We start from the raw sequence: 18,154 nt of genomic DNA, 5'->3' as shown, positions 1-18,154 counted from the left end.
GGGAAGCCCTCATGCAAGTTTTGCCTCGACTGCGGCGACGACAGCTTCCGCCGTGATGCCGAAGTGCTTGAAGAGATCCTTCGCCGGCGCGGACGCACCAAAGGAATGCATGCCGACGAAAGCGCCGTCGGAGCCGATGAAGTAATCCCAGCCCTGGCGAATGGCGGCTTCCACCGCAATTTTGACCGGAGCCTTGCCGATGATGGCGTTGCGGTAGGTTTCCGGCTGCTCCTTGAAGAGCTCGAAGCAGGGAACGGAAACGACGCGGGCGGAAACGCCCTTGTCCTTCAGCGTCGCTGCGGCCTTGAGCGCTACTTCCACTTCCGAGCCGGATGCAAAGATCGAAACCTTGGCATCGCTTGCGGATACGAGTTCGTAGGCGCCGTAAGCGGAAAGGTTCTTTTCTTCGTATTCCTTGCGCGAAGGCGCAAGGTTCTGGCGGGTGAGCGCTAGCGCCGAAGGACGATGCTTCTGCTCAAGCGCCAGCTGCCAGCATTCCGCCGTCTCGGTTTCATCCGCCGGGCGGAAGACGAGCAGGTTCGGGATGGCGCGCAGCGCGGCGATCTGCTCCACCGGCTGGTGAGTCGGGCCGTCTTCGCCGACGCCGATGGAATCATGCGTCAGAACGTGGACGACGCGGATGCCCATCAGGGCAGCCAGACGGATCGACGGACGGCAATAGTCCGAGAAGATCAGGAAGCCGCCGGCATAGGGAATGAGACCGCCATGCAGTGCGATACCGTTCATCGCTGCTGCCATGCCGTGTTCGCGGATGCCGTAATGCAGGTACCGGCCGGAGAAGTCCGTCGGCGTGATGGACTTCATCTGGCTGGTCTTGGTGTTGTTGGACGGCGTCAGGTCGGCCGAGCCGCCGATCATTTCCGGCAGGATGCCGTTGATGACTTCGAGCGCATCTTCGGACGCCTTGCGGGTGGCGACGGTCGGGTTATTCTCGATGATCTTCTTCTTGAAGGCATCGATCGCGCTGTCGAAGTTGCCGGGCAGATCGCCGGCGAAGCGGCGCTTGAATTCGGCCTTCTTGCCGGCTTCGGTGGCTTCGAGACGGGCTTCCCAGTCCTGACGGGTCTTGGTGGAGCGCAGGCCGGCGAGACGCCATGCATCCAGCACGTCTTCCGGAATGACGAAAGCTTCGGCTTCCCAGTTGAGGCTCTTGCGGGCGGCGGCGATTTCTTCGGCGCCCAGCGGGTTGCCGTGAACCTTGTGGGTGCCCTGCTTGTTTGGTGCGCCGAAACCGATCACGGTCTTGCAGGCGATGAAGGTCGGGCGGTCGGATTTATGTGCAGCTTCGATCGCGGCGGCAATCGCATCCGGATCATGGCCGTCGACGCGTATGGTGTTCCAGTGAACAGCCTGGAAGCGGGCGATCTGGTCGGTGCTGTCGGAAAGGCCAACTTCACCGTCGATGGTGATGTTGTTGTCATCCCAGAAGAGAACGAGCTTGTTAAGCTTCAGGTGGCCGGCGAGCGCGATGGCTTCATGGCTGATGCCTTCCATGAGGCAGCCGTCGCCACACAGCACATATGTGAAGTGGTTCTGCAGATCGGAGCCGAATTCTTCTTCCAGCTTGCGTTCGGCGATTGCCATGCCAACGGCGTTGGCGATGCCTTGGCCGAGCGGGCCGGTCGTCGTTTCGATGCCGGTCGCGTGGCCATATTCGGGATGGCCGGCAGTCTTGGAGCCGAACTGACGGAAACGCTTGATCTCGTCGATCGTCATGTCCTCGTAGCCCGTCAAATAGAGCAGCGAGTAAAGCAACATCGAACCATGGCCCGCAGACAGCACGAAGCGGTCACGATCCGGCCACAGCGAGCTCTTGGGATCGAACTTCAAAAAGCGGGTAAAAAGAACAGTGGCGACATCAGCTGCGCCCATCGGCAGGCCGGGATGGCCGGAGTTGGCCTTCTCTACTGCATCCATGGCAAGAAAGCGGATTGCATTGGCCATCCGGTCGTGTTTGTCGCGAGAAATCATGGCTTTTCCGTCTGTTTCCGGGTGAAGGGAGATAGTTTTACGCAACTATCCAAAAAGCGGGTTGATCCATAGCAGGTGAGGCAGGCAAGTCAATAAATCCACGGGCAATTGCGGTTCTCTCAAGGATAAAAATCGTTTAGCAAAACGGGTGTCTCGAGAAAAATCGTGCGATATGTGTCGCCGTTTCCTCGTTCATCCACAGAGCAAAACGCCTCAATGCACTGGTTTGATTGACGTGATGATAAATCGGGTAATAACCTCTTGGATGTTGAAAAGGCCTGAAACCGGACGATTCGGCCGGTTACTTGCGAGTTGGAAAAAACGATGTCGGCTGAGAAGACCGTACAATCTGCGGTGACGGAGCTGAGCGCTGCCATCACAAATCTCGAAAATGCCATCGATATGCGTATCGAACGGCAAAGGGAGACGGGCGAAATCGATAACGAGGTCAAGCGGGTCCATGTCGATCGCGCAAGGCTCGCGCACGAGCTGGACCAGGCCGAGTTTCGCGCCAATCGTCTCGAAGAAGTCAACCGCGAGGTTTCCCGCCGTCTGGTGACGGCGATGGAGACGATTCGCGCGGTGCTGGATCGATAGGGAGCGGTTTCATGGCGCAAGTTACTGTTATGATCGACGGCAAGGCCTACCGCATGGCTTGCGAGGCAGGGCAGGAAGAGCACCTGACCGATCTCGCTACCCGTTTTGACCGTTATGTGGGGCATCTAAAGAGCCAGTTCGGCGAAATCGGTGATCTGCGCTTGACCGTCATGTCGGGTATCATGGTGATGGACGAACTTTCCGAGCTCAACCGCAAGATCGAAAAGCTTGAGGGGGAAATAGCGTCCCTTTCTCGCAACCGCGACGGTATGGCCGAACACAAGGCAAGATCGGACGAGATGGTTGCCGTTGCCATCAGCGATCTGGCCGACCGTCTGAACGGTATTACCGAAAAACTCCTGGCGCGGCCAAAGCCTGCGGCGCATTGATCGCCGGCAAAGCTTTCCAGCAACAAAATTCGTTCTTGGCCCTCTGGTGGTTTGGTTGGATACGTCCTATATCTAAGAGGCGTTCTGCGCTTCCCGACAGGAACCACAATCCCTGGGGCCATACTCGATCCAAAGGGAGCTGTCCCTGGCCAGTCCCGTGGGGCTGGACACATGGCGCCCACCTACATTTGTAGGCACCCAGGATCGTAAATCTCCATCGGTCGCCGTGGATCGCACTTGAAGTTTCGGGTCACTCCCCGATTCTTCTTCTGACTCTCATAGTGTCGACAGTTATTTTTCATTGCTGCCGGAGACGGCTTTTTTATGCTGCTGTCATTGCAATGGCGGAACAATTCCCTATTATCTCAATTGGTATGTCTGTCATGCCCTTTTTTTTGAAAGAGGGCGCTGCGGCCAAAACCGCGACGTGCCGTTCAACAGCCCAAAGAGCTAAACTTGTTTACTGAAATTATGATCGTGGTCCTGCTCACCGTATTGAACGGTGTGCTTGCCATGTCCGAGCTTGCCGTTGTCTCCTCCAGACCGGCGAGGCTCAAAGTGCTTGCCGCGCACGGCAGCAAGGGCGCCACGATGGCGCTCGGTCTTTCCGAAAATCCCGGACGCTTTCTTTCCACGGTGCAGATCGGCATCACTCTGGTCGGCGTTCTCTCCGGTGCGTTTTCCGGTGCCACCCTCGGCGCACGGTTCACGGCATGGCTGTCGGTGCAGGGCGTCCCCGATCGGGTTGCCGATGCGTTGGGCGTGGGCTCCGTGGTCGTCGCCATCACCTATCTGTCGCTGATCGTAGGCGAACTGGTGCCGAAGCAGATTGCGCTGCGCGATCCGGAAAAGATCGCTGCCCGTGTTGCACCCACTATGGTGATGCTCTCCAAGGTCGGCGCGCCACTGGTCTGGTTTCTCGACAAATCCGGTAAAGCCATCCTTGCGCTTCTCGGCCATAGCGGCACGTCCAATGCATCGGTCACGGATGACGAAATCCGCACGGTTCTGGCGGAAGCTCATAGCGCCGGCGTCATCGAAACCGAGGAATCGGCGATGATCACCAGCGTCATGCGCCTTGCCGACCGTAATGCCCGTGGCCTGATGACGCCGCGCCGCGACGTGGAAGTCGTCGATATTGAAGACAGTGCGGAAGAAATCCGTGTTCAGCTTCGGGAAACGCAGCGTTCCCGCCTGCCCGTGCGCAACGGCGCCTCCGATGAAATTCTGGGCGTGCTTTTCGCCAAGGACGCTTTCGATGCGCTGGCATCCGGCAAGGAGCTGAACGTGCGCGAGCTTCTGCGCGAAGTTCCCGTCGTCTCGGATCTGACGAGTGCTGTCGATGTCATCCAGTCATTGCGCCGCTCCACCGTGCATATGGTGCTGGTCTATGACGAATACGGCCATTTCGAAGGTATCGTCAGCTCTGGCGACGTTCTGGAAGCAATCACAGGTGCCTTCCAGGAAGACAATGACGAGGAGCCGGCGATCGTCGAGCGCGAGGACGGTTCGTTCCTCGTTGCCGGCTGGATGCCCGCCGATGAGTTCGCTTACCGCATGGGCTTCCAGATCGACGAAGACGCCGAGTTCGAGACCGTTGCCGGTCTGGTGCTTGACGAGTTCCGTCGCCTGCCGGAACTGGGCGAACACATCACCCGCAACGGCTGGCGTTTTGAGGTCATAGACCTTGATGGACACCGTATCGACAAGGTGCTCGTGAGCCGGGCTGCCTGATGTCTGGCGACATCGCCGAAAAAGCAAGGCTGCGCGGCGAAAGGCTTGCCGCGCGTGATGCGTTGCCACAAGCCGAGCGTCAGCAAAAAAGCGAGGCGATGACGGCATATGGTGCATCTGCCATTCCGTTCTCGCCAGGTGCCGTTATTTCCGGTTTCATGCCCATCCGTTCAGAGGCCGATATTCGGCCGCTGATGGAGGCACTGCGGACAAGAGGCGGGCGCCTCGCCCTTCCCGTTGTGCTGAACCGGGAGACCATCGTTTTCCGCGCCTTTGATGCGGATGCACCGCTGGTGAAGACGGGCTTCGGCACGACCGGTCCGGCAGAGGACGCAGAAGTTCTCGATCCGGATATTCTGCTCGTCCCGCTTTCCGTCTTTGACGGGCAGGGTCAGCGTATCGGTTATGGCGCGGGTCATTATGATCGCGCTATTGCGAGATTGCACGGCAAAGGCCGAGCGCCCGTTCTCATCGGCGTCGCATTTGATTGTCAGGAAGTGCCATCCGTGCCGGCGGAGCCGCATGACGTGCCGCTTCAGGCGGTTCTGACGGAGAGTGGCCTGCGCTGGTTTTCGGCTTAGCCGTTGATGACCGATGGGAAAAAGGCGCTTTAGCACTTTTTAAAAGATGGATTACCCGTTAGAGGGGACGGAATTTAGGAACATGCGCAAGATCGGGGCGGGTGAATGAGGCTTCTTTTTCTCGGAGATATGGTTGGCAAGACCGGACGCACGGCTGTCTGGGACAGGTTGCCCGGGCTTGTTTCCGATCTGAAGCTCGATTTCGTCATCGTTAATGGCGAAAACGCCGCCGGTGGTTTCGGCATCACCGAGGATATCTATCTCGAAACCATCAATGCCGGTGCGGATGTGGTGACGACCGGCAACCATGTCTGGGACCAGAAGGAGGCCGTTTCCTTCTGCGAGCGCCATGACCAGTTCCTGCGGCCAGCCAATTATCCCGATGGTACGCCGGGCAAGGGCTCGGGCATTTTTTACGCCCGCAACGGCGCGCGTGTGCTTGTCGCCAACATCATGGGCCGGGTCTTCATGCATCCGGAACTGGACGATCCCTTCAAATCGGCGGAGAACATTCTCGCTGCTTGCCCGCTGAAGGAGCAGGCCGACGCCATCATCTTCGATTTCCACGCGGAAGCGACGAGCGAAAAACAGTGTTTCGGTCATTTCGTTGATGGACGTGCAAGCTTCGTCGTCGGCACCCACACCCATGTTCCGACTGCTGACGCCCAGATCTTGAACGGTGGCACGGCCTATATGTCGGACGCCGGCATGTGCGGTGACTACGACAGCTCGCTTGGCATGGAAAAGGAAGAGCCGATCAACCGCTTCATTTCCAAAATGCCGAAGGGCCGTTTCGAAGCCGCCAGTGGACCTGCGACGATCTGCGGCGTCGGCGTCGAGATTTCCGACCGGACCGGCCTTGCGGAAAAGATCGCACCGCTGCGAATTGGCCCGAGGCTCTCCGAAACCCTCCCGTCCTTCTGGGCGTGAGCTTTCGGCTTCTAGCGCTCATCACCCGTTCACAATGACGAGATCGTGAGCGTTCCGCCGCTGTTGGCGCTGGACGCCCTGCAAAACCTGCCTCATCTTCCTTTCTTCGCAAGTTCGAGGGAGTGGCATGATGCTGCGCGTGCTAATGCTTGCAATGGCCGGACTGGTTGCGTGCGCGGGAGCGGCCTTTTCCCAGGCTGGAAGCCGCCCTCCCGTTAGCCAGTGCCAGGCAATCGCCCGCAACATTCCCGGCGTCATGTTCGCCAGCTTCAAACCGGCAGGTGCCCAGCTGGCGCAGGCCACGGCTAAGGAAGAGGTGAAGATCAGCTTCATCGGCCATTCCACCTATCTCATCGAAAGTCCTGGCGGCGTGACGATCGCCACAGATTATAATGGTGTCTATCGCCCACCGGTCACGCCGACAGTGGTGACGATGAACCGGGCGCATATGACGCATTTCACTCTCAGTCCGGATCCGGCCATTCAGCATGTGCTGCACGGTTGGAGCGATACGCCCGGAGACAAGGCCGAGCACAAGCTTCTGGTCGGTGATGTCTATATCCGCAACGTCGCGACTGACATTCGCAACCGCTGGGGCGATTACGAATCCTTTCAGGAAAACGGCAATTCCATTTTCATCTTCGAGGTTGCGGGGCTGTGTATCGGCCATCTCGGCCATCTGCATCACGAACTGACGGACAAGCATTATGCCGAAATCGGTCGTCTGGATGTGCTGATGGTTCCAGTGGATGGTGGTTTGACGATGGGGGCCGACAGCATGAGCCGCGTGGTCAAGCGCCTGCGCTCCGCACTGATCTTGCCCATGCACCGCACTGGGCCTCCGTTGGAGCAGTTTCTGACGATGTTTGGGGAAAGCTTCCAGATTGCCTACGCAAAAGATGCGATCATCCGGGTCTCAATGAGAAACCTTCCCCGCCAGCCGCAGATACTGGTGCCTAAAGGCATGTAGTAAAGCGACCGGCGAGGAAAGTCGGGGGAGTCGGTATCTCAGGCGAAGGCGAGGTGCTGGCGAACGCCGACATCAGGCATTTTATCGTCGGACATATTGGCCTTGGCGATTTCCCAGCCGAATTTTAGCGTGCTGTCAGTCGAGGCCCAGATTTCCGCATCGTCAACATGCAGCGCCAGCATCGTCAGTTGCGGATCGCTCTTACCGTGCTCGTACCATGCTGCGGTGACAGAGTTCCAGTATTCTTCGATCTTTGTCCTGTCGTCGCGCGCCTCGAGCACACCCGAGAGGCAGGCGTGATAATCATGGTCCTTGCCGACGACACAAAAATGAGCCCGCGAACCCGGCTTCAGCGTTTTGACGAGATCGGTGTCTTTCTTGGAGAAAAACCAGATCGTGTTGGTCTTGGGGTCGGCGTGCGGTGCCATCGGCTGCATATGATTGTGCAGGCCCTCGAGGCCAAGCATGCCGGCATGGACCGAATTGACCTCATCCCAGAGCTGGCGGGCAGGGTTTTCTCTTGCTTCAGTCAGGCTGACCATGTGTTTCCTCCGTTGGGTTTGCTGCGGCGATCGGGAGGGTGAAAAATGTCCCGCTCTTCCGCTTTCATTGTCAAAACGAAAAGCGGATAAATCAGTTCCTTATATTCTTGCGGCCAAGAGAAAGCGCTTGCGGGCTTGAACGGCGGGCATATCGCACTTATAAGGCCCGCAATCTCCAAATTAAGACAATCAGGTTTTCCATGGCTGGTCATTCACAGTTCAAGAACATCATGCACCGCAAGGGCAAGCAGGACTCCGTTCGGTCCAAAATGTTTTCCAAGCTTGCGCGTGAAATCACCGTTGCGGCAAAGGCGGGCATGCCCGACCCGAACATGAACGCGCGCCTGCGCCTGGCAATTCAGAACGCCAAGGCCCAGTCCATGCCGAAGGACAATATCGAGCGCGCGATCAAGAAAGCTTCCGGTGCAGACAGCGAAAACTACGATGAGGTCCGTTACGAGGGTTACGGCCCGGGTGGCGTCGCCGTCGTCGTCGAGGCCTTGACCGACAACCGCAACCGCACCGCCTCCAACGTCCGCTCCATCTTCACCAAGGCTGGTGGCGCACTCGGCGAAACCGGATCAGTTTCCTTCTCCTTCGACCGCGTCGGTGAGATCACTTACAAGGCCGAAGTCGGCGATGCCGACAAGGTCATGGAAGCGGCTATCGAAGCTGGTGCCGACGATGTCGAATCTTCTGAGGACGGTCACACCATCATCTGCGGTTTCGAGGCGATGAACGAGGTTTCCAAGGCGCTGGAAGGCGTGCTCGGCGAAGCTGAAAGCGTCAAGGCCATCTGGAAGCCGCAGAACACGGTGCCGGTGGATGAGGAAAAGGCGCAGTCGCTGATGAAGCTCATCGACAATCTCGAAGACGATGACGACGTGCAGAGCGTCTATTCCAACTTCGAAGTTTCGGAAGAAATTCTCGCCAAGCTTTCCGCCTGACGGTTCAGATTTAAAAAAAAGCCCCGGCAGCGTCCTCGCTCCGGGGCTTTTTGTTTAGGCGGCCTTCCTGATGGAGGTCCGCACATCGGCGAAGATCTCCACGGATCGCAGCCGTTTTTCGATATTGTGGATCGGCATCGAGACGATCAGTTCGTCGGCCTGCGTTTCGGCGAGGAAGCCGTCGAGGTGGCGTCCGATTGTTTCAGGCGAGCCGACGGCGGCGAAACGCAAGGTATGTTCCACCGAAAAACGCTCCATCTCGTTCCAGTGGTCGTCCATGCTCTGAACCGGCTTGGGGAACGGGACGCGTACATTGCGGCGCAGGTTGACGAATTGCTGCTGTGACGAGGTGAAGAGATATTGCGCCTCCTCGTCGGTATCGGCGCCGACTCCCATCACTCCAACCATCACATAGGGCTTGTCCAGCGTCGCAGAGGGCTGGAAGCGCTCGCGATAGATATGGATCGCCTCCATCAGCATGTCAGGCGCAAAATGCGACGCAAAGGAATAGGGCAGGCCGAGTGCCGCTGCCAGATGCGCGCTATAGGTGCTTGAGCCAAGCAACCAGAGCGGCACGTGCGAATTCATGCCGGGCACGGCAAGGATCGCCTGATCCTGCTGGGGCTGGCCAAGGTACTGCTGGAGCTCGATGATGTCGTGCGGGAAGTTCTCCGCACCGGCATCAAGATTGCGGCGCAGCGCCCTTGCCGTCCGCATATCGGTTCCCGGCGCGCGGCCAAGTCCGAGATCGACCCGGCCAGGCAACAGTGCCGCCAGCGTGCCGAATTGTTCGGCAATGACGAGCGGGGAGTGGTTAGGCAGCATGATGCCGCCTGAACCGACGCGAATATGTTTCGTGGCGGCACCAACATGGGCGATCACGAGCGATGTGGCTGCGCTCGCAATACCAGGCATGCCATGGTGCTCCGCAAGCCAGATGCGGTTGTAACCGTGGTCTTCAGCCTTGATCGCCATGCGGCGAGAATTTTCAAGCGCCTGGCTGACGCTCTCGCCTTCGCCGATTGGCGAAAGGTCGAGAATGGAAAAGGGGATCATCCAACGCTCCTACACAAATTCTGTCTTTGATGCGGATGTAAGGCGCGTGTCCCGATTTACCATAGAAGTCGCGCAGAATTGAAGGATGGTTCAAAAAAATTGGGGCCTCGAAAGAGGCCCCTTTTCATTTTTTTAGCCCGCTCGACGGAATTGCCGGGTTTCGCGATGGTCTGGAGGTTGCCGGTCGGAAGCGAGCACGAATTGTCCGAGCCTGCCGTCCATCTCTCCCGCCTCGGAAGCGAGATTGTGAATGGCCGCCGTCGTCTCCTCCACCATGGCGGCGTTTTGCTGGGTCATGGTGTCGAGACTGGTGACGGTGCTGTTGATTTCAGCAAGCGTATGCGCCTCCTCGCGGGTGGATTCCATGATCTCTTCGATGCGGGAACTGATGGTCTGCACGTGCTTGCCGATGCCGGTTAGCGAGGCCCCCGCCTTTTCGACCAGTGCCACGCCGGTGGAAACCTCGTCGGTGGAGCGCTTCAGCAGGCTGGTGATTTCTTTTGCGGCGGCGGCCGAGCGTTGTGCCAGCTCGCGCACCTCCTGCGCCACAACGGCAAAACCCTTGCCGGCCTCGCCCGCACGCGCGGCTTCCACACCTGCGTTCAGGGCGAGAAGGTTGGTCTGGAAGGCGATTTCATCGATAACGCCGATGATCTGGTTGATCTGGCGCGACGAGGTCTGGATCGCTTCCATGGCGGCGATGGTCTGCTCCATGACGTGGCTGGACGCAGTGGCCTGCGTACTGGCGTCGCGGGCGATCCGTGTTGCCTGTTCGGCACGTTCGATCTGGTCGCGGACGGCTTCGGTGATTGCCTTGATGGCGCTTGCCGTCTCGGTAATGGAGGCGGCCTGCCGTTCAGTGCGCTCAGCGAGCTGGTCTGCACCTACCCGCATTTCCTCCGAGCCGCCGCGAACGGCGGCGGAATTGCCGCCGATGGCCTGCATGGTCTCGCTGAGCCTTGCAAGCGCCGTATTGAAGTTGTGGCGCAGACTTTCAAGATCGTCTGGGAAGACAGTCTCAATGCGATAGGCGAGATTGCCGCTTGCCAGTCGATCCAGCCCTTCGTCAAGAGAACGCACGACCATTTGCAGCGTGCCGGCCTCGGCCTCTCGTTCCGCAAGATGTGCGCGGCGTGCCGTTTCGGCTTCCTCGCGCGTGCGGGACGTGGTCGCTTCCATTTCCCGCTGCAAAATGAGTTTTTCGCGGAAACTGCCAAGCGCGCGCGCCATGCGGCCGATCTCGTCCTTGCGGTCCTGATTGCCGATCTCGGCATCGAGACGGCCTGCCGCCACTTCGCCGGTCAGCCCGGCCAGCTTCTCCAGCGGTGCGAACAGGCGCCGTGCAAAAAAGGCGGTTGCCGCGCACATCGCTGCCAGAACGCAAAGGCCGATGACGGCTAGCGTGCCGGCAATCGAAATGGAACCGGCGTTCAACTCACTGCGCAACATGCTTTCCACCGCGACGTATTTTTCACCGGCAAACGAGAAGGCGCGGGCATAGGCATTGGCTTCGCCGTCCGGACGGTTGATCTTGGCGATCGTCATGCCGGACGTATTGAGTGCTTGTGCATGGAAGCCATAGATTGCCGGATTAAGGCTGACGAGACCGTTGCCGTCCACGCCCAGAACCTTGCCATCGGCGGAAACGATCGCGGATTGTTCGGAGCTGCCGGCGGAGATGCCTTTCGCGAGGATCTGGCTGAAGACCTCTTGTTTGACGCGGAAGAGAACGATGCCCTTGAACGCACCGAATTTGACTACCGGAATGCCGAAATAGATGCTGGCCTCTTTAGTCGCGGCGTCGATGCGCAGGCCGGAGAAACTCGTCTGCGCCACGTCGTTCACGGCTTTTCCTGCGTTGGTGGCTCCGCGCGCAAAAGCAGCCCCAAGGCCGCTATCCGCCCAGGCGCCACCCGTGACGGTTTCCCCGAAAGCCGGTCCTTTCAGATAGGAGTAATAAACCGTGCCGGCCGGATCGATGAAAAGAACATCGCTGAATGGGGTTCCCTTGAGGTAGCCGCCGATATCCGTCTGGGTTTTTTCATGGGTGGAATAATAAAAGCCGCTCGGATTTTCGGGCTTGATGAGCTTTTCTTTCTCTCCGTAGGGGTTTTCCTTGACGAAGACGCGTTGCAGTTCCGCCTTTGCGTCGCCGGAACTCTTCTGCACGGTGCCCCAGCCGCTGCGCATGGAAACTACCGCCATCTGCAGGGATTCGATCTTGGCGATGGAATCCGCCTGCGTTTCAAGCTGCTCAAGGCGTTCCTGCAGCATGTCGCCCCTGAAGACGAGAATGCTCTCCATGGATTTCGACGCCTGTTCCTCGAGAACGCCGCTGCTGCTTTGATAGCCGAGAAGCGTGAGAGCCCCGGTCGAGATCGTCATCAGCGCAAGGAAAATCACGAGCACTTTGGTGGATATGGAATGAAAACGGTTCAGCATGGCCGATGCAGCCCTCAATGCCGTATCACTTCCCGCACCATGCATTGATGGCGCCACCGGATGGCTGATATGGCGAAAATATTGCGCTGCGGATCATCATGTCCGCAGCTCCCCTTTTTTGATTTTGTGCGGGAACAATGCGGTACGCGGTTTAAGCAGAGGTAAATGCTGCACTGCAAATTTGATCAATGTTGTCGTTTTGTTCACTTATCGCTGGCAGGGTCGCAGCCGAAAAGATAGGGTGGCTTATGCAAAAGACGATTCGAATCATCGGTATCGACCCCGGGTTGCGGCGCACCGGATGGGGTGTCATCGAAACCTTCGGCAACAGCCTTCGGTTTGTCGCTTCCGGCACTGTGACATCGGATGGTGATATGGATCTCGCCTCCCGCCTGTGCCAGCTGCATGATGGGCTGGCGGATACCGTTCACAGCTATCAGCCCGATGAGGCGGCGGTGGAGCAGACGTTCGTGAACAAGGATGCTGTCGCCACGCTGAAGCTCGGTCAGGCGCGCGGCATTGCCATGCTGGTTCCGGCGCGGGCAGGGTTGCCTGTTTTCGAGTATGCGCCGAACGCGGTCAAAAAAGCCGTCATAGGTGTTGGGCACGGCGAAAAGCAGCAAATCCACATGATGCTGAAAATCCTGATGCCGAAAGCAGAATTCAAGGGTAACGATGCGGCGGACGCCTTGGCGATCGCAATCTGCCACGCCCATAATCGCGGCGGCGACAGGATGGCGCGGCTATTGGCGGCCGGTTGAATATTGAAGTCTCATTGCAGCGGGCGGCATCATGATCGGAAAACTTAAAGGCACCATCGAGGAAATCGGTACGGATTACGTGCTGGTGGATGTGCACGGCGTTTGTTACGTCGCCTATTGCTCGGCGCGCACACTCTCAAAAATAGGTTCCGCTGGTGAAGCGGTCGTCCTCTTCATCGAAACCTATGTGCGCGAAGACCAGTTGAGGCTGTTCGGCTTTTTGTCCGCACTTGAGCGGGAATGGTTCAATCTCCTGCAGAGCGTGCAGGGGGTCGGTTCGAAAGTGGCGCTGGCCGTCTTGTCTACCCTGTCGCCTTCTGAACTCGCCAATGCGATAGCGCTGCAGGACAAGGTGATGATTTCGCGTGCGCCGGGCGTAGGGCCGAAGGTGGCGGTGCGCCTCGTTACCGAGCTTCGCAACAAGGCGCCTGCCTTTGCAGGAGAAGCTTCGGCTTCCATCGGGCTCAAGCAGGAACTTGGCGAGGGTGTCGCCTCCGCGCCGGTGGCGGATGCCGTGTCGGCGCTCACCAATCTCGGCTATTCACGCGATCAGGCCGCAAATGCCGTTGCGGCAGCGCTGAAGAACGGCGGGGAGGGCGGCGACAGCGCCAAACTCATCCGGCTCGGCCTGCGCGAACTTTCACGCTAAGCTGCGCGCAGCAAGCGAACGAAGCCGGGTGCGATGCTGAATTTCGTGAAGCGCCTTCGTGCGACAGTCGTGATATAGCGGCGAAGACCATCTCTTGAATTGGTTTAGAACAATGGAATGCCCTCTATGAGCGATGCGGACAGACTGATTTCGGCGGACAAGCGCGGTGAAGATATCGACACCACAATGCGCCCGCAGTCGCTGGACGATTTTACCGGCCAGGCCGAGGCTCGCGCCAATCTCAAGGTGTTTATCGAGGCGGCAAAGAACCGTGGCGAGGCGCTGGACCATGTGTTGTTCGTCGGGCCTCCCGGTCTCGGCAAAACCACGCTGGCGCAGATCATGGCCAAGGAGCTTGGCGTCAACTTCAAGTCCACCTCTGGACCAGTGATCGCCAAGGCTGGCGACCTTGCCGCACTTTTGACCAATCTCGAGGAGCGCGATGTGCTCTTCATCGATGAAATCCATCGTCTCAACCCGGCAGTCGAGGAAATTCTCTATCCGGCAATGGAGGATTTCCAGCTCGACCTCATCATCGGTGAGGGGCCTGCGGCCCGCTCGGTGAAGATCGATCTTTCCAAGTTCACCCTCGTTGCCGCGACCACGCGTCTTGGTTTGCTGACAACGCCGCTGCGCGACCGCTTCGGCATTCCTGTCCGTCTGGCCTTCTACACTGTCGACGAGCTGGAACTGATCGTTCGGCGCGGCGCGCGGCTGATGGGTCTGAACATGACCGACGATGGCGCACGCGAGATAGCAAGGCGTGCACGCGGCACGCCGCGCATCGCCGGACGGCTCTTGCGCCGGGTTCGCGATTTCGCTGAGGTGGCACGGGCGGAAGCCGTCACCCGTGAGATTGCCGACGAAGCACTGACGCGGTTGCTTGTCGACAAAATGGGTCTCGATCAGCTGGACATGCGCTATCTGACCATGATCGCGGTCAATTTCGGCGGCGGCCCTGTTGGTATCGAGACCATCGCCGCTGGCTTGTCGGAGCCGCGTGATGCGATCGAAGACATCATAGAACCCTACATGATCCAGCAGGGTTTCATCCAGCGCACGCCGCGCGGCCGCGTTCTGACCGGTACTGCCTGGAAACATCTGGGCATGCAGCCGCCTAAAGATCTCGAGGCGGCGCAATTCCGGCTGACGCTGGAAGAGGATTGAGGGAACAAGCCCGGCGCTTTCGCATTTGATTTTCTTTGGTCAGGAAATGATGATGTCTGGATATCGCAAGGGTACGAAGGTTCGCTGGAAATGGGGCAACGGAACCGGCGAAGGAAAAATCGTCGAGACGTTTACTGATGATGTCGAAAAAACGATTTCCGGTTCCACGATAAAGCGCAAGGCCAGCAAGGACGAACCCGCTTATCTTATCGAGCAGGAAGATGGGGCGAAGGTTCTGAAGAGCAAGTCCGAGCTCGAACACGTCGATTGAAAAGCGGCGTTATCAGGCGCCATGAGAAGGGACGTCGATGGCCTACGATCCGACGCGGGTTTTCCGCAAACTCGCGCGCAACAACCGGCTGGCTAATTTAAGGCTGCATCAGGCTTGTCTTCAGCTGTTGCAGGAGGAATTCGTGGCCGCTCGCGTCAGCTTCTTTCCAACCCTTCGGGCGACCCTGAACCACATCTACACCGTTGACCTGTTTTATATCGACGCGATTAAAGGCGGGACGCTCGGCCTTGCCGCTTTTGAAGAGGAAGAGCCTTTCGCCACCATGGCGGAGCTGCATGTTGCCCAAGCGAAACTGGACGAAGAACTCATCGATTTTGTCGACATGCTGGATGAAGACGGCCTCGCTGCCATCGTCAATATTCATCGTGGAACACGCATCCAGCAGGATCGCTGCGATGATGTGTTGTCCCATCTCTTCCAGCATCAGACGCATCATCGCGGGCAGGTGCATGCCATGTTGTCCGGCACCATGATCAAGCCGCCACAACTGGATGAATTCATTGTGGGAGACGACGCAAAGGCGAGAAAAGCCGAGATGGATGCGTTAGGGTGGACGGAAACCGATTTGATGTTTCCAGCCAGCAGGTTCAGTTAATGACACAAGACACCACGGTGCAGGACACCCGTATCCGCATGAAATTCAAGCCGAAACGCATTTTCCAGATGCGCGTTGCGGGGCTGGCGTTTCGGGATGGCCACGTGTTGGTGCACCGCGCGTCCCATGAGAAATTCTGGACCTTTCCGGGTGGCCGCGCCGAAATGGGCGAGCGTTCCGAAGAAACGCTGGCGCGCGAAATGGTCGAGGAACTTGGCGTCGAAGCGAAGGTCGGGCGGCTTCTATGGGCGGTCGAGAATTTTTTCCATTATGAGGGTAAGGAGTGGCACGAACTCGGTTTCTATTACCTGATGGATTTGCCAGAGACCCTTGCCTTTCACCCCACGGATATCATTCACCGCGTTCAGGATGGCGATAACGAGCTGGAGTTTCGCTGGGTCGCTGCGACCCGTGATGCATTGACCGAACTCGATATTCCGCCCTATTTCATCGCGGATGAAATAGAACACCTGCCTGAGACCACAAGACACCTTGTCTGGTATGACGGCGACCTGGACGCCAAATGACTTCTGCCCCTGAGCGCCATATGATCCGGCTGGACCGCAAGCCGCAGCTGTTCAGCATGCGTGTGGCGGCGTTGATTTTCCACGACAACTATCTTCTCGGCCAGCGCGGCGCCAAGGATAGCTATTGGGCCCTGCCGGGCGGGCGGGCGGAAATCGGTGAAAGCTCCGAGCAGACCATCATCCGCGAGATCGGCGAGGAGCTTGACCGGGATTGCGTTGTCGAGCGTCTTCTCTGGTCGGCGGAGAATTTTTTCGCCTATGATGATTATGCCGCGCATGAACTGGCATTTTATTATCTGGTTTCGCTGCGCCAGCCTTTGCCGTTCCATGAAAGCGATATAGTGCATCGCGTGCTGGATGGCGTCGAGGTGGAGTTCCGCTGGCTGCCCGCGCAGCCTTCCGCGCTGGTGGAACACGATCTCAGACCCCGTTTCATTGCTGAGCGCATCGAGATGCTGCCTCAGCGCCACGAGCATCTTATCGTCCGCGAGGGTCGTTCAGGTGCGGCCGAACTTTCCAAGGAGATATCATGAGCGAGCTTGTGGTTTCGCTTTCCGGCGAACTCATCGAACATGGGCACCGCCTGACCCAGCGGGTCTATTATGAGGACACGGATTTTTCCGGCCTCGTTTATCACGCGCGCTATCTGCATTTTCTCGAGCGCGGTCGAACCGACTACCTGCGTTGCCTCGGCTGCGAGCAAAGCGCACTCCTGACCGCCGACGAGGAGGGTCTCATTTTCGTCGTCCATCGTATGGAGATCGATTTCAAGAGCCCGGCCCGGATGGATGATGTGTTGACGATCACCACCCTTACCGAAAAGGCCGGGGGCGCAAAAATGGTGCTCAATCAGGAAATCCGGCGCGGCGAAACGCTGCTTGTTGCCGCCAAGGTCATCATCGCCGTCATCAATGCCAATGGCCGGCCAAGGCGCCTTCCGGAGACGGTGGCCGAAAAATTCCTGAAGTAAGTTCGGGGCTGGTCCAGTAAATCCATCAGACGTGGCGCGGTTGTAACACTCCTTTAACCATAATGGTGTCTTACTTTAGCAACTGGCATTTGTGCGGCGCACGCCTTCCTTTCACCAAATTTATTGGCAAGTAAGGCTTACTGGCAAGTATCGGGGTATGGCAAAGGGGTTTGCGGCTGTTGCTGCATAGCTTCGAGCGTTAACACGCGTTTGAATCGCCCGGTCCCGTACCGGGCGTTTGGATTCGGGGATTGGATATTTATGGAACAGGCAGGTTTGGCAGCGGCGACGCACGATGTAAGTCTCTGGGCGCTGTTTATGCAGGCGGGCCTCATCGTGAAGTTCGTGATGATTGGACTTATCGCCGCCTCGGTCTGGACGTGGGCGATCGTCTTCGACAAATACGTAAGCTTCGGCAAGGCAAAGCGCCAGTTCGACCAGTTCGAACAGGTCTTCTGGTCTGGCCAGTCGCTCGAAGAGCTTTACCGCACTCTGGCAGAACGCCAGAATGTTGGTCTCGCGGCAATTTTCGTTTCCGCCATGCGGGAGTGGAAGAAATCATTTGAACGCGGCGCCCGTTCACCCATCGGTCTGCAAATGCGTATCGACCGGGCAATGGACGTGACGATTGCTCGTGAAGGCGAACAATACGAGGCTCGCCTCGGTTCGTTGGCGACGATCGGTTCTGCCGGTCCGTTCATCGGCCTCTTCGGTACGGTCGTTGGTATCATGACCTCGTTCCAGGCGATTGCCGGTTCGAAGTCCACCAACCTTGCGGTCGTGGCGCCGGGTATCGCCGAAGCGCTTCTGGCAACGGCCATCGGTCTTGTCGCGGCTATTCCGGCGGTTATCGCCTACAACAAGTTCACGGCTGACGCACACAAGCTTTCCGCTCGCATGGAAGGTTTCGCCGACGAGTTCTCCGCGATCCTGTCGCGCCAGATCGATGAAAAACTTCAGACGCGGCAGGCAGCCCAATAAGCGCGCCGCGCAGTAATTTGCCGCAAGGCAAA

Annotated in this window: 20 protein-coding genes and 1 other RNA gene; 17 read left to right on the top strand and 4 right to left on the bottom strand. The window is 58.3% G+C overall.

The window, feature by feature from the left end:
- Positions 1-9: 9 nt before the first annotated feature.
- Entirely contained in the window at positions 10-1,992 is a 1,983-nt protein-coding gene (gene tkt, locus T18_RS11370) for a transketolase (RefSeq protein WP_003511408.1), read from the bottom strand.
- A gap of 324 nt (positions 1,993-2,316) precedes the next feature.
- Between tkt and T18_RS11365 the strand changes: the two genes are divergently transcribed.
- From T18_RS11365 to T18_RS11335, 7 genes are all read left to right on the top strand, one after another.
- A complete protein-coding gene (locus T18_RS11365; RefSeq protein ID WP_003511407.1) occupies positions 2,317-2,589 on the top strand; it encodes a DUF4164 domain-containing protein in 273 nt (90 codons plus the stop codon).
- Between the two features lie 11 nt (positions 2,590-2,600).
- Positions 2,601-2,978, top strand: a complete 378-nt coding sequence (locus tag T18_RS11360) for a cell division protein ZapA (protein ID WP_003511406.1) — start codon at positions 2,601-2,603, stop codon at positions 2,976-2,978.
- Positions 2,979-3,056: 78 nt separating this feature from the next.
- Positions 3,057-3,215: non-coding RNA, 6S RNA (ssrS, locus tag T18_RS11355), on the top strand.
- A 234-nt stretch (positions 3,216-3,449) separates the two neighbouring features.
- Positions 3,450-4,712 carry a hemolysin family protein gene (locus T18_RS11350; protein ID WP_003511405.1) on the top strand — a complete coding sequence of 421 codons (1,263 nt, stop codon included), beginning with the start codon at positions 3,450-3,452 and terminating at the stop codon, positions 4,710-4,712.
- On the top strand, positions 4,712-5,293 hold the full coding sequence (locus T18_RS11345) for a 5-formyltetrahydrofolate cyclo-ligase (protein WP_003511404.1): 582 nt from the start codon (positions 4,712-4,714) through the stop codon (positions 5,291-5,293). Before T18_RS11350 ends, T18_RS11345 begins: the two co-directional genes overlap by 1 nt.
- Positions 5,294-5,398: 105 nt before the next feature.
- On the top strand, positions 5,399-6,223 hold the full coding sequence (locus T18_RS11340; RefSeq protein WP_013761826.1) for a TIGR00282 family metallophosphoesterase: 825 nt from the start codon (positions 5,399-5,401) through the stop codon (positions 6,221-6,223).
- A 127-nt stretch (positions 6,224-6,350) separates the two neighbouring features.
- Positions 6,351-7,193, top strand: coding sequence for an MBL fold metallo-hydrolase (locus T18_RS11335; protein WP_035251509.1), 843 nt, complete (start codon positions 6,351-6,353; stop codon positions 7,191-7,193).
- 38 nt (positions 7,194-7,231) lie between these two features.
- Here the strand turns inward: T18_RS11335 and T18_RS11330 are convergent, their stop codons facing one another.
- A complete protein-coding gene (locus T18_RS11330) occupies positions 7,232-7,735 on the bottom strand; it encodes a pyridoxamine 5'-phosphate oxidase family protein (RefSeq protein ID WP_003511401.1) in 504 nt (167 codons plus the stop codon).
- Between the two features lie 200 nt (positions 7,736-7,935).
- Between T18_RS11330 and T18_RS11320 the strand changes: the two genes are divergently transcribed.
- Positions 7,936-8,682 carry a YebC/PmpR family DNA-binding transcriptional regulator gene (locus tag T18_RS11320; RefSeq protein ID WP_003497595.1) on the top strand — a complete coding sequence of 249 codons (747 nt, stop codon included), beginning with the start codon at positions 7,936-7,938 and terminating at the stop codon, positions 8,680-8,682.
- Between the two features lie 54 nt (positions 8,683-8,736).
- Here the strand turns inward: T18_RS11320 and T18_RS11315 are convergent, their stop codons facing one another.
- Positions 8,737-9,738, bottom strand: a complete 1,002-nt coding sequence (locus T18_RS11315) for an LLM class flavin-dependent oxidoreductase (RefSeq protein ID WP_003511400.1) — start codon at positions 9,736-9,738, stop codon at positions 8,737-8,739.
- A gap of 132 nt (positions 9,739-9,870) precedes the next feature.
- Positions 9,871-12,180: a methyl-accepting chemotaxis protein gene (locus T18_RS11310; protein WP_038494230.1), complete on the bottom strand. Its 2,310-nt coding sequence runs from the start codon at positions 12,178-12,180 to the stop codon at positions 9,871-9,873.
- Positions 12,181-12,428: 248 nt separating this feature from the next.
- Between T18_RS11310 and ruvC the strand changes: the two genes are divergently transcribed.
- From ruvC to tolQ, 9 genes are all read left to right on the top strand, one after another.
- Positions 12,429-12,941 (top strand): crossover junction endodeoxyribonuclease RuvC, encoded by a 513-nt coding sequence (ruvC, locus tag T18_RS11305; RefSeq protein ID WP_003511398.1) that lies wholly within the window; start codon positions 12,429-12,431, stop codon positions 12,939-12,941.
- A 31-nt stretch (positions 12,942-12,972) separates the two neighbouring features.
- Positions 12,973-13,590 carry a Holliday junction branch migration protein RuvA gene (ruvA, locus tag T18_RS11300; RefSeq protein WP_003511397.1) on the top strand — a complete coding sequence of 206 codons (618 nt, stop codon included), beginning with the start codon at positions 12,973-12,975 and terminating at the stop codon, positions 13,588-13,590.
- 126 nt (positions 13,591-13,716) lie between these two features.
- The gene (gene ruvB, locus T18_RS11295) at positions 13,717-14,757 is read left to right on the top strand and encodes a Holliday junction branch migration DNA helicase RuvB (protein ID WP_003511396.1); all 1,041 of its coding nucleotides are present in this window, start codon (positions 13,717-13,719) and stop codon (positions 14,755-14,757) included.
- A gap of 52 nt (positions 14,758-14,809) precedes the next feature.
- A complete protein-coding gene (locus T18_RS11290; RefSeq protein ID WP_075807662.1) occupies positions 14,810-15,028 on the top strand; it encodes a DUF2945 domain-containing protein in 219 nt (72 codons plus the stop codon).
- A 37-nt stretch (positions 15,029-15,065) separates the two neighbouring features.
- Complete coding sequence (locus T18_RS11285; protein ID WP_003511394.1) at positions 15,066-15,644, top strand: DinB family protein; 579 nt, start codon at positions 15,066-15,068, stop codon at positions 15,642-15,644.
- Complete coding sequence (locus T18_RS11280; protein ID WP_003511393.1) at positions 15,644-16,171, top strand: NUDIX hydrolase; 528 nt, start codon at positions 15,644-15,646, stop codon at positions 16,169-16,171. The genes T18_RS11285 and T18_RS11280 overlap by 1 nt, the downstream gene beginning before the upstream one ends.
- The gene (locus T18_RS11275) at positions 16,168-16,704 is read left to right on the top strand and encodes an NUDIX hydrolase (RefSeq protein ID WP_038494227.1); all 537 of its coding nucleotides are present in this window, start codon (positions 16,168-16,170) and stop codon (positions 16,702-16,704) included. The genes T18_RS11280 and T18_RS11275 overlap by 4 nt, the downstream gene beginning before the upstream one ends.
- Positions 16,701-17,141, top strand: coding sequence for a tol-pal system-associated acyl-CoA thioesterase (gene ybgC, locus T18_RS11270; RefSeq protein ID WP_038494225.1), 441 nt, complete (start codon positions 16,701-16,703; stop codon positions 17,139-17,141). The genes T18_RS11275 and ybgC overlap by 4 nt, the downstream gene beginning before the upstream one ends.
- 261 nt (positions 17,142-17,402) lie before the next feature.
- Entirely contained in the window at positions 17,403-18,122 is a 720-nt protein-coding gene (tolQ, locus tag T18_RS11265) for a protein TolQ (RefSeq protein WP_003511390.1), read from the top strand.
- The last annotated feature ends 32 nt before the right edge of the window (positions 18,123-18,154 follow it).

This window comes from Rhizobium sp. TBD182 (assembly GCF_001950375.1).
GTDB classification, from domain to species: domain Bacteria; phylum Pseudomonadota; class Alphaproteobacteria; order Rhizobiales; family Rhizobiaceae; genus Agrobacterium; species Agrobacterium tumefaciens.
Note: the sequence above shows the minus strand (reverse complement) of the source record. Positions and strands in the feature narration are given on the sequence as shown.

What these genes read in the sequence shown, in the direction of transcription:
- T18_RS11290 (WP_075807662.1), top strand. Translation starts at nt 14,810, where the DNA reads ATGTCTGGATATCGCAAGGGTACGAAGGTTCGCTGGAAATGGGGCAAC.
- tkt (WP_003511408.1), bottom strand. Translation starts at nt 1,992, where the DNA reads ATGATTTCTCGCGACAAACACGACCGGATGGCCAATGCAATCCGCTTT.
- T18_RS11335 (WP_035251509.1), top strand. Translation starts at nt 6,351, where the DNA reads ATGATGCTGCGCGTGCTAATGCTTGCAATGGCCGGACTGGTTGCGTGC.
- ruvC (WP_003511398.1), top strand. Translation starts at nt 12,429, where the DNA reads ATGCAAAAGACGATTCGAATCATCGGTATCGACCCCGGGTTGCGGCGC.
- T18_RS11280 (WP_003511393.1), top strand. Translation starts at nt 15,644, where the DNA reads ATGACACAAGACACCACGGTGCAGGACACCCGTATCCGCATGAAATTC.
- T18_RS11340 (WP_013761826.1), top strand. Translation starts at nt 5,399, where the DNA reads ATGAGGCTTCTTTTTCTCGGAGATATGGTTGGCAAGACCGGACGCACG.
- T18_RS11360 (WP_003511406.1), top strand. Translation starts at nt 2,601, where the DNA reads ATGGCGCAAGTTACTGTTATGATCGACGGCAAGGCCTACCGCATGGCT.
- ybgC (WP_038494225.1), top strand. Translation starts at nt 16,701, where the DNA reads ATGAGCGAGCTTGTGGTTTCGCTTTCCGGCGAACTCATCGAACATGGG.
- T18_RS11310 (WP_038494230.1), bottom strand. Translation starts at nt 12,180, where the DNA reads ATGCTGAACCGTTTTCATTCCATATCCACCAAAGTGCTCGTGATTTTC.
- T18_RS11315 (WP_003511400.1), bottom strand. Translation starts at nt 9,738, where the DNA reads ATGATCCCCTTTTCCATTCTCGACCTTTCGCCAATCGGCGAAGGCGAG.
- ruvA (WP_003511397.1), top strand. Translation starts at nt 12,973, where the DNA reads ATGATCGGAAAACTTAAAGGCACCATCGAGGAAATCGGTACGGATTAC.
- T18_RS11285 (WP_003511394.1), top strand. Translation starts at nt 15,066, where the DNA reads ATGGCCTACGATCCGACGCGGGTTTTCCGCAAACTCGCGCGCAACAAC.
- T18_RS11365 (WP_003511407.1), top strand. Translation starts at nt 2,317, where the DNA reads ATGTCGGCTGAGAAGACCGTACAATCTGCGGTGACGGAGCTGAGCGCT.
- T18_RS11320 (WP_003497595.1), top strand. Translation starts at nt 7,936, where the DNA reads ATGGCTGGTCATTCACAGTTCAAGAACATCATGCACCGCAAGGGCAAG.
- T18_RS11345 (WP_003511404.1), top strand. Translation starts at nt 4,712, where the DNA reads ATGTCTGGCGACATCGCCGAAAAAGCAAGGCTGCGCGGCGAAAGGCTT.
- T18_RS11330 (WP_003511401.1), bottom strand. Translation starts at nt 7,735, where the DNA reads ATGGTCAGCCTGACTGAAGCAAGAGAAAACCCTGCCCGCCAGCTCTGG.
- tolQ (WP_003511390.1), top strand. Translation starts at nt 17,403, where the DNA reads ATGGAACAGGCAGGTTTGGCAGCGGCGACGCACGATGTAAGTCTCTGG.
- T18_RS11350 (WP_003511405.1), top strand. Translation starts at nt 3,450, where the DNA reads ATGATCGTGGTCCTGCTCACCGTATTGAACGGTGTGCTTGCCATGTCC.
- T18_RS11275 (WP_038494227.1), top strand. Translation starts at nt 16,168, where the DNA reads ATGACTTCTGCCCCTGAGCGCCATATGATCCGGCTGGACCGCAAGCCG.
- ruvB (WP_003511396.1), top strand. Translation starts at nt 13,717, where the DNA reads ATGAGCGATGCGGACAGACTGATTTCGGCGGACAAGCGCGGTGAAGAT.